This is a genomic window from Aeromonas sp. ZOR0002 (assembly GCF_963866995.1).
Classification (GTDB): Bacteria; Pseudomonadota; Gammaproteobacteria; order Enterobacterales; family Aeromonadaceae; genus Aeromonas; species Aeromonas caviae.
Map to the genome: position 1 here is coordinate 2,955 of NZ_CAWMFQ010000025.1, position 8,594 is coordinate 11,548.

Here is an 8,594-nt window from a genome sequence, read left to right on the forward strand (position 1 = left end):
CGGGGTAGTGGCGCTCATAGGTGGCACAATAGTGCACCAGTGCGCCCCGTGAGGCCAGCGTCCGGGCGATGAGATCCCGCCCGTCGTTGCCGCGCAGGAGCAGCACCCGGCGGCCACTCACCCCTTGCAGCGCCGGCAGGGCCAGCAGCCCTTCACTGCGGGGATCGGCCGGGCACAGGGCCTGGATGCCCGCCTCGGCGAAGGCATCCGCACTCGCCTGGCCGACTGCAAAGTAATCAATATGTGGCCAGGTCTGACCAGTTTGCAACAGAAAATGATGTGCAAAATGAACGGCATGCATGCTGACGGCGATAACGAGGTCCGCCTCACGCAGCATGTCACCCAGGTGAGGGAGGTCGCATCCCGGCCGGGTTTCTAGCAACGGACAGTAGAGCGGTGCATGACCCAACTGGTGCAGCATCTGCACCAGCTGGTTGGCCTGGGCGGCCGGGCGCACCACCAGGGGGACCATCAGGCGGCGCTCCAGGCAGATGACCGCGAACCTGGCTGTGCTGCACTCATGCCCGGTAGACCTCGGCCAGGATGACGTCGGCACCGGCGGCCAGCAGGCGCTGGGCCAGGGTGTGGCCCAGTGCCTCGCCCTCTGCCAGGGGGCCGCGGATCTCGTCGCGAATGACGCGGGCACCGTCCGGGCTGCCCACCAGGCCGCGCAGCCATACCTCTTCTCCCTGTACCAGGGCGTAGGCCCCGATAGGCACCTGACAGCCCCCTTGCAGGGCGCGGTTCATGGCGCGCTCGGTCAGCACCCGGATGCGGGTTTCGGCGTGCTCGAGCGGCGCCAGCAGGGCGTGCAGCTCGTGATCGTCGAGGCGGCATTCGATGCCGACCGCCCCCTGGCCGTTGGCGGGCAGGCTCTGCTCGGGCTCGATGAAGGCGGCGATGCGATGGGCCATCTCCAGTCGTTTCAGGCCGGCGGCGGCCAGGATGATGGCGTCATATTCACCGGCATCCAGCTTGGCGAGGCGGGTGTTGACGTTGCCCCGCAGGTCGCGGATCACGAGATCAGGGCGGGCTGCGCGCAGCTGGCACTGACGGCGCAGGCTGGAGGTACCGACCACGGCCCCTTGAGGCAGCTCGTCTATCTGGTTGAAATGGTTGGAAACAAAGGCATCACGCGGGTCTTCGCGCTCACAGATGGTGTGCAGGCCGAGCCCATCGGGGAACTCCACCGGTACGTCTTTCATGGAGTGGACAGCGATGTCGGCACGCGCTTCCAGCATGGCAGTCTCCAGCTCCTTGACGAACAACCCCTTGCCGCCGACCTTGGCGAGGGGGGTGTCGAGGATCTTGTCACCCTGGGTGCTCATGGGCACCAGTTCGACCTGCAGATCCGGATGGAGTGCCTCCAGCCGATCTTTCACAAAATTGGCCTGCCACAGGGCCAGTGGGCTCTTTCGAGTGGCAATTTTCAGGGTTCGGGCTGCCATATCAATCAGTTGTTTCATCTTTTGAGAGGAAAACGATCTTACCACCCTTTGCAGGGGCTTTCATGGCGCAGCCCGCAAAAGCGGGGCCAAGCTCAAAAACGGGGGCTGAAAATTATTTTCATTCAGCCAATAATTGATTTTAAGTTATTGAAAGTAAGCAACTTTATTGCTTTCCTCTGATACCTTTATGAACGGGGTCAGAAATAATCCGGTGATTGTGTGCGGGCTTGTTTACCACTGCTGTTTGCATTGTTAACATGATCACACTTTTTTGACGTCTCCCCGTTTTGGTGCGTCATTTCTCTTCCCCATAGGTAGGGCATTGCTGGTTAAACTCGATACGCTGGTGGCGCGCTACGACGAACTCAATCGTCTCAAGACGCAACGAGCGCTGGATCTCATGAGTCGCTACGGGCAGCAGGTTTTCCACTTGCTGCCTGTCATGCTGCACTTCAATCACCCCCTGTTGCCCGGTTATGTGGCAGGGGATGTGCCTCATGGTATCTGGAGTTTTGTCGCCAACGAGGCCCAGCAGGCCTTCATCCAGGATCTCTGCCAGAACGCCAACTGCCAGGGCGGTCTCAGTACCCACGACAAGTCCATCCAGGGCCTCTACTCCATGGGGAGCACCTCCTCCATCGGTCAGTGCTGCCACTCGGATCTCGACATCTGGGTCTGTCACGTGGCCGGTCTGTCGAGCGAGCGCCTCGCCCTGCTGGAACAGAAGTGCCAGCACCTCTCCATGTGGGCCGAGCAGCGGGGGGTCGATCTCAACTTCTTCCTGATCCCCGAAGACAAGTTCCGTCAGCGCAACGATGCCCAGATGCAGGGGGAGAGCTGCGGCAGCGCCCAGCACCTGCTGCTGCTCGACGAGTTCTACCGCAGCGCCATGCATATCGCCGGCAAGCGGCTGCTCTGGTATCTGGTGCCGGCCGAATATGACGATCACTACGACGACTACGTCAACGGCCTGTTTGCCCACGGCAAGTTGAGCCAGGATGACTGGCTCGATCTGGGCGGCTTTGATCGCATTCCTGCCGAGGAGTATTTCGGCTCCGCCCTGTGGCAGCTCTACAAGGGGATCGACTCCCCCTACAAGGCGGTACTCAAGTCGGTGCTGATGGAGGCCTACTCCCACGAGTATCCCAACACCCGGCTGCTGTCGGTGACCAGTCGCGACTGGTTCCAGCACAACGAGGGGATGCACTACCGCCTCGACAACTACTGCCTGATGCTGGACAAGGTGACCAACTACCTCAAGTCCATCGGCGACATGCAGCGCCTGGACCTGGTGCGTCGCTGCTTCTATCTGAAGGTGTGCGACGGACTGAGCCATCCCAAGGAAGATCATTCCCCGGACTGGCGCCGGGAGCAGATGGCCCAGCTGGTGGCCTACTGGGGCTGGAGTCCGGAGCGCCTTTACCACCTTGATCACCGCCAGGAGTGGAAGGTCGAGGACGTCAAGGTGGCCTACGCCGAGTTGCTGGAGGCTCTGATGCAGAGCTACCGCAACCTCATCCAGTTCGCCCGGCGCAACAACATCAGCGAGTCCATCAATCCGGAAGACATCGGCATCCTGTCGCGCAAGCTCTATGCCGCATTCGAGAGCCTGCCGGGCAAGGTGCAGCGCATCAACCTCAAGATTGCGCCGGATCTCGGCGAGCCGGATCTCAGCTTGGTACAGGTACCCCACGGCCGCCTGAATCGCGCCGGCTGGTATCTCTACAAGCATTCCCTCGAACCCGCCGACATCATCGGCCGGGCGCCGCTCGAATATAACGGCTACATCAGCAAGCTGGTGGCCTGGGCCTATTTCAACGGCCTGCTGACGCCCCAGTCCCGGGTGCACCTGTTCAACCAGGGCTCGGATCTGCACATCGACAACCTGCATCAGTTCTGTCGCGATCTCTCCGGCACCTTCCCGGTCAAGTATCCCCGCGCGACCAACCTGGCTCTGAGCCGGCCGTGCGAGATCCGCCAGCTCTCCATCTTCCTGAACCTGGAGACGGACCCGTCCAGCCACTGGGTGGGGCAGGTGATCGAGTTCGATGCCAACGCCGCCGATGTCTTCTCGTTCGGTCGCAACCAGGAGTGTCTGGTGGGATCCGTGGATCTCGTCTATCGCAACTCCTGGAGTGAGATCCGCACCCTGCACTTCGAGGGGGAGGAAGCCGTGGTGGACGCCCTCACCACCATCCTCGGCAAGATGCACCAGGACGCCGCGGCCCCCGAGATGATCGAGGTGTTCTGCTACAGCCAGCACTTCCGCTCCCTGGTGCGCACCCGCTTCCAGCAGCTTGTGGCTGAATGCATCGAGCTGCGTCTGGCCCGGGACAAGCAGCAGCTTGTCAAGACGCTGGCGCTCGGCAAGGAGAAGTACGGCATCTTCTTCGAGCGGCGCGGGGTGTCGGTCAAGAAGCTGGAAAACGCCATCGATTTTTACCGTCACATCTCCCACAACAAGCTGGATCACCTGCCGCTGCGCCTCGACAAGACTCACAGCCAGCACCTGCCCGGCATCGTCGACGCCTACGCCAGCGAAGGGCTGGTGCAGTTCTTCTTCGATACCCGGGATGCAGGCACCAACATCTATATCCTCGACGAGGCGAACCGGGTGGAGATCTACCAGCACTTCGCCGGCAACAAGGACGAACTGGTACAGGGGGTGAACCGGTTCTACACCTCGGGTCACGAGCGATTCAGCAATGCGGGTCAGTTCAGCAACTTCAACCTGCCCCAGTACTACGAAATCGTGCAGGTGGGTGACAAACTCGATGTGATCCCCTACCGCAGCCAGAGCCCGCAGCGGGACACGCCAGGCGCGGCGCGGGAAGTAGGATGATGTGCTGATAACCGCACCGGCAAGATGGCAAACGGCCTGCATGATGCAGGCCGTTGTCGTATTTGGGGGGCTGTCAGGCGCTTAGGCGGGCCAGCAACCAGCTGCGAATGTCGCCCAGCTGGGGGAGGCAGATCTCGTGGCGCATGGGGTATTCGTGCCACTCGGGGCTGAGTCCCACCGCTTCCAGCCGGTTCTTGGCGTCCCAGCCCATGGAGAGGTTCACCACGTCGTCATAGATGCCGTGCATGTAGCAGATGGGCAGGGCGCGGGCCGCCTCGCTCATCTCTGCTTGCAGGGCATCGGGTACCGCCAGATAGGTGGACATGCAGAGCAGGCCAGCCAGTGGCACCGGATGGCGCAGGGCGGTGAAGGAGGCGATGACGCCCCCCTGGGAGAAGCCGGCCAGCACGATGCGCTCGGGGGCGAAACCCTCGGCCACCAACTGGTCGATCAGCGCGGCAATACGGGCCGCTGACTCCCTGACATGGGACTCCACGGCGCGATCCGCCGGATCCTCGAAGCTCTTGATGTCGTACCAGCCGCGCATCCGGTAGCCCATGTTGATGGTGATGGGGCGCTCGGGCGCATCCGGCAGCAGATGGCGGACGGGCAGGTCGGCGGGCAGGGCCAGCGCCTCCACCAGGGGGGCGAGGCCGGCGCCGGAGTCCCCCAGCCCGTGCAGCCAGATCACCGCATGGCGGGCACCTTCGGGATGCAGATCCGTCATGAGAAGACCACGGGCTCGCCGGCCTGGGTGGTGCAGGCCCGGGTCAGCAGGGCCTTGAGCTCGTCGCCGAAGCGGTTGTCGATCCAGCTGTCACCGCGCAGCTCGAAGTGGAAGCCGTTCTCCCGGGTGGCGACCCAGATCTGGTGCAGGGGCTCCTGCTTGTTGATGATGACCTTGGTCTTGTTCTCGAAGCTCAGGGTCAGCACCCCGCCGGCGCGTTCGCAGTCGATATCCGGATACCCCTCGTCGATGGTGTCTTCCACATACTGGAAAAAGGCGTCGGTCAGGGCGTGATACTCGTGATCCTTCATCGGTTTATCCTGTTGCTTTTAACAATGTGAGTGCGATTATAGAGGGCCAAAAATTTTTTCGCAGCGAACCATTATGATTACCCAGTTCACCAAGTGCCTGTTTGCCGCGTCGCTGTCGCTCGGGTTGGCCGCCTGTGGCCTGACGGGGCCGCTCTACATGCCGCCGGCCGAACAGCCCGCACCTGCAGAGCAGACACAGCCCAAGACAGAGAGTACACCGCAAGCCGCCTCGCCTGCGACCGCTACACCGGCCTCAGAGGCCGCGCCGCAATAATCTAGGAAGGAACCGCCCCCTTGGATCACTTTAACTACGACGCAGACGGTCAGCTTCAGGCCGAACAGCTTCCCCTGCAACAGCTTGCCGACCAGTACGGCACTCCGCTCTATGTCTACTCCCGCGCCACCCTGGAACGCCACTGGCATGCCTTCGACCAGGCGGCTGGCGACATTCCCCACCTGATCTGCTATGCGGTCAAGGCCAACTCCAACCTGGCCCTGCTCAATCTGCTGGCACGCCTTGGTTCGGGCTTTGACATCGTCTCCGGCGGCGAGTTGTCCAGGGTGCTGGCGGCGGGCGGTGATCCGGCCAAGGTGGTCTTCTCCGGCGTCGCCAAGAGCGAAGCCGAGATGCGCCTTGCGCTGGAAAAAGAGATCCTCTGCTTCAACCTGGAGTCCGAAGCCGAGCTGGAGCGCCTGAACCGGGTCGCAGGCAGCATGGGCAAGAAGGCGCGGGTCTCGGTGCGGGTCAACCCGGACATCGACGCAGGCACGCACCCCTATATCTCCACCGGCCTCAAGCAGAACAAGTTCGGCATCCCCATCGAACAGGCGCCCGCCATCTACCGCAAGGCGGCGGCCATGGCCCACATCGAGATCAAGGGCGTGGATTGCCACATCGGCTCGCAACTCACTGAATTGAATCCCTTTATGGAGGCGGCGGACAAGCTGCTCAAGCTCATCGACGAGCTGGCGGCGGAAGGCATCCACATCCATCACCTGGACGTGGGCGGCGGCCTGGGGGTCAACTACGGCGCCGAGCAGCCGCCGCACCCCACCGAGTATGCCGAGGCGCTCAAGCAGAAGCTGGCGGGCCGGGATCTGACCCTCTTGTTCGAACCGGGCCGCGCCATCGTCGCCAACGCCGGTGTGCTGCTGACCCGGGTCGAGTTCCTCAAACCCGGCGAGACCCGCAACTTCGCTCTGATCGACGCCGGCATGAACGATCTGCTGCGCCCCTCCCTCTACGGCGCCTGGATGAACATCATCGAGGTGGACAGCCGGGCGACCCACGAGAAGGCACTCTATGACGTGGTGGGCCCGGTGTGCGAGACCGGCGACTTCCTCGGCAAGGAGCGTACCCTGGCGATTGCCGAGGGCTCCCTGCTGGCGGTGCGCTCCGCCGGCGCCTACGGCTTTACCATGTCCTCCAACTACAACACCCGACCCCGTGCGGCCGAGGTGCTGGTGGACGGTGACCAGGCGCACCTCATCCGTGAGCGGGAGCAGTTGGCGGATCTCTGGCGTGGCGAGCACCTGCTGCCGTGATGGATGGATTTTCAGCGTTCCTCCATGTGAGAGCGTGATTAACGGTGAGACAGGAACGCGCGATGTTGATTGAGTTTTCCAAAATGCATGGCCTCGGTAACGACTTCATGGTGGTGGATGGCGTCACCCAGAAGGTGTTCTTCAGCAACGACATCATCAAGAAGCTGGCGGATCGTCACTTCGGTATCGGCTTCGACCAGCTGTTGCTGGTGGAGCCGCCCTATGACCCCGAGCTCGACTTCCACTACCGCATCTTCAATGCCGACGGTAGCGAGGTGGAACAGTGCGGCAACGGGGCCCGTTGCTTCGCCCGTTTCGTGCGTCTCAAGGGGCTGGTCAACCGGGATCGCATCGCGGTCAGCACCGCCCGGGGCCGCATCACTCTACAGCTGGAAGGGGAGAACCAGGTCACGGTCAACATGGGGGTGCCCCAGTTCGAGCCGGGCAAGATCCCGTTCCGTGCCCAGAAGGCGGAGAAGACGTATCTGCTGCGGGCCCAGGATCACACCGTGATGTGCGGTGCCGTCTCCATGGGCAACCCTCACTGCGTCATCGAGGTGCCCTCGGTGGCCGATGCGCCGGTGGAGACCCTGGGCCCCATCATGGAGCGCCACGAGCGCTTCCCCGAGCGGGTCAACGTCGGCTTCATGGAGATGGTCAACGCCAGCGAGATCAAGCTGCGGGTCTTCGAACGCGGGGTGGGGGAGACCCTGGCCTGTGGGACCGGGGCCTGTGCGGCCGTGGTGATAGGTATCAGCCAGGGCAAGCTCAAGGAGCGGGTCACCGTCACCCTGCCGGGTGGCAAGCTGACCATCGCCTGGAAGGGACCGGGTCAGCCCGTCTACATGACGGGGCCGGCCGAGCACGTCTTTGACGGCCAGATAGAGTTGTAGACAAGGAGCGGGTGATCCCGCTCCATCAACGGATCATATCGGGGCCCTTGGCCCCTTTTTCGGATGGATCAACCAAGTTATGAGCGAACTCAAACGGCAGGAATCACTGGTGGATGAAGCCACAGTGCTGGAGTACCTGGCCCGTTATCCCGAGTTTTTCCTGCGTCACGGGGCCATGCTGGACAAGATCCGCATTCCCCATGGGCAAAAGGGCACCATCTCCCTGGTGGAGCGCCAGCTGGACAGACAGCGGGAGCGCATCGAGCAGCTGGAGCAGGAGATCACCGAACTGATGGGGGTCGCCAGCGAGAACGAGCGGATCTTCCGGGTCTATGCGGATCTCTACGGGGAGATCTACGGCTGCCAGACCCTGTTCGAGCTGAGCGCCGTGATGGGCAAGGCCTTCGTCCAGCGGCTGCGACTCACCGGCCTGCGGCTCTGGCTCAATCCCAGGCATTTCCAGCTGAGCGGCCCCGAGCAGCGTTTCCTGGCGCAGGGCAAACAGCTCGAACAACTGCTGGGGCAGCGCCTGCCCGGCACGGACTACTATTTCGGCCGTCTCAACCAGAGCGAGAAGCAGGCGCTGTTTGGCAATGATGTGCTGGTCAACTCGGTGGCCCTGATGCGGCTCGGGGAGCTCGGCGTGCTGGCCTTCGCGAGCTCGGATCCCAGCCACTTCACCCCCCACAACGACACCCTGCTGCTGGGTCAGCTGGGGCGTCTGCTGCAACTGCGTCTGCCCGAGCTGGCCCGTGGCTAAGGCAACGACCCGATCCCCTGCCAGGATGCCCCCTGCCGCCGACCCCCTGCCGGTCGCACTGGCGGGGG

General features: G+C 62.8%; 8 protein-coding genes and 1 pseudogene. 5 read left to right on the forward strand and 4 right to left on the reverse strand.

The window, feature by feature from the left end:
- Together AACR77_RS01740 and hemC are read right to left on the reverse strand one after the other, a co-directional pair.
- Positions 1–472 (reverse strand): annotated as a pseudogene (locus AACR77_RS01740) (uroporphyrinogen-III synthase); the annotation flags it as partial.
- Between the two features lie 46 nt (positions 473–518).
- Positions 519–1,448 (reverse strand): hydroxymethylbilane synthase, encoded by a 930-nt coding sequence (gene hemC / locus AACR77_RS01745; protein WP_042879403.1) that lies wholly within the window; start codon positions 1,446–1,448, stop codon positions 519–521.
- A gap of 322 nt (positions 1,449–1,770) precedes the next feature.
- On the opposite strand from hemC, the gene AACR77_RS01750 reads away from it, so the two are divergent.
- On the forward strand, positions 1,771–4,290 hold the full coding sequence (locus AACR77_RS01750) for a class I adenylate cyclase (protein ID WP_042879398.1): 2,520 nt from the start codon (positions 1,771–1,773) through the stop codon (positions 4,288–4,290).
- A 73-nt stretch (positions 4,291–4,363) separates the two neighbouring features.
- On the opposite strand, the gene AACR77_RS01755 is transcribed toward AACR77_RS01750, so the two are convergent.
- Both AACR77_RS01755 and cyaY read right to left on the reverse strand, forming a co-directional pair.
- Positions 4,364–5,017, reverse strand: coding sequence for an alpha/beta hydrolase (locus AACR77_RS01755; protein WP_042879400.1), 654 nt, complete (start codon positions 5,015–5,017; stop codon positions 4,364–4,366).
- Positions 5,014–5,328, reverse strand: coding sequence for an iron donor protein CyaY (gene cyaY / locus AACR77_RS01760; RefSeq protein ID WP_010672698.1), 315 nt, complete (start codon positions 5,326–5,328; stop codon positions 5,014–5,016). Before cyaY ends, AACR77_RS01755 begins: the two co-directional genes overlap by 4 nt.
- A 73-nt stretch (positions 5,329–5,401) precedes the next feature.
- Between cyaY and lptM the strand changes: the two genes are divergently transcribed.
- From lptM to AACR77_RS01780, 4 genes are all read left to right on the forward strand, one after another.
- Positions 5,402–5,602 (forward strand): LPS translocon maturation chaperone LptM, encoded by a 201-nt coding sequence (gene lptM / locus AACR77_RS01765; RefSeq protein ID WP_010672699.1) that lies wholly within the window; start codon positions 5,402–5,404, stop codon positions 5,600–5,602.
- A gap of 20 nt (positions 5,603–5,622) precedes the next feature.
- Positions 5,623–6,873, forward strand: a complete 1,251-nt coding sequence (lysA, locus tag AACR77_RS01770; RefSeq protein WP_039039806.1) for a diaminopimelate decarboxylase — start codon at positions 5,623–5,625, stop codon at positions 6,871–6,873.
- A gap of 62 nt (positions 6,874–6,935) precedes the next feature.
- A complete protein-coding gene (gene dapF, locus AACR77_RS01775) occupies positions 6,936–7,766 on the forward strand; it encodes a diaminopimelate epimerase (RefSeq protein WP_029313578.1) in 831 nt (276 codons plus the stop codon).
- Positions 7,767–7,845: 79 nt separating this feature from the next.
- Positions 7,846–8,526, forward strand: coding sequence for a DUF484 family protein (locus tag AACR77_RS01780; RefSeq protein WP_041212252.1), 681 nt, complete (start codon positions 7,846–7,848; stop codon positions 8,524–8,526).
- Positions 8,527–8,594: the final 68 nt, after the last annotated feature.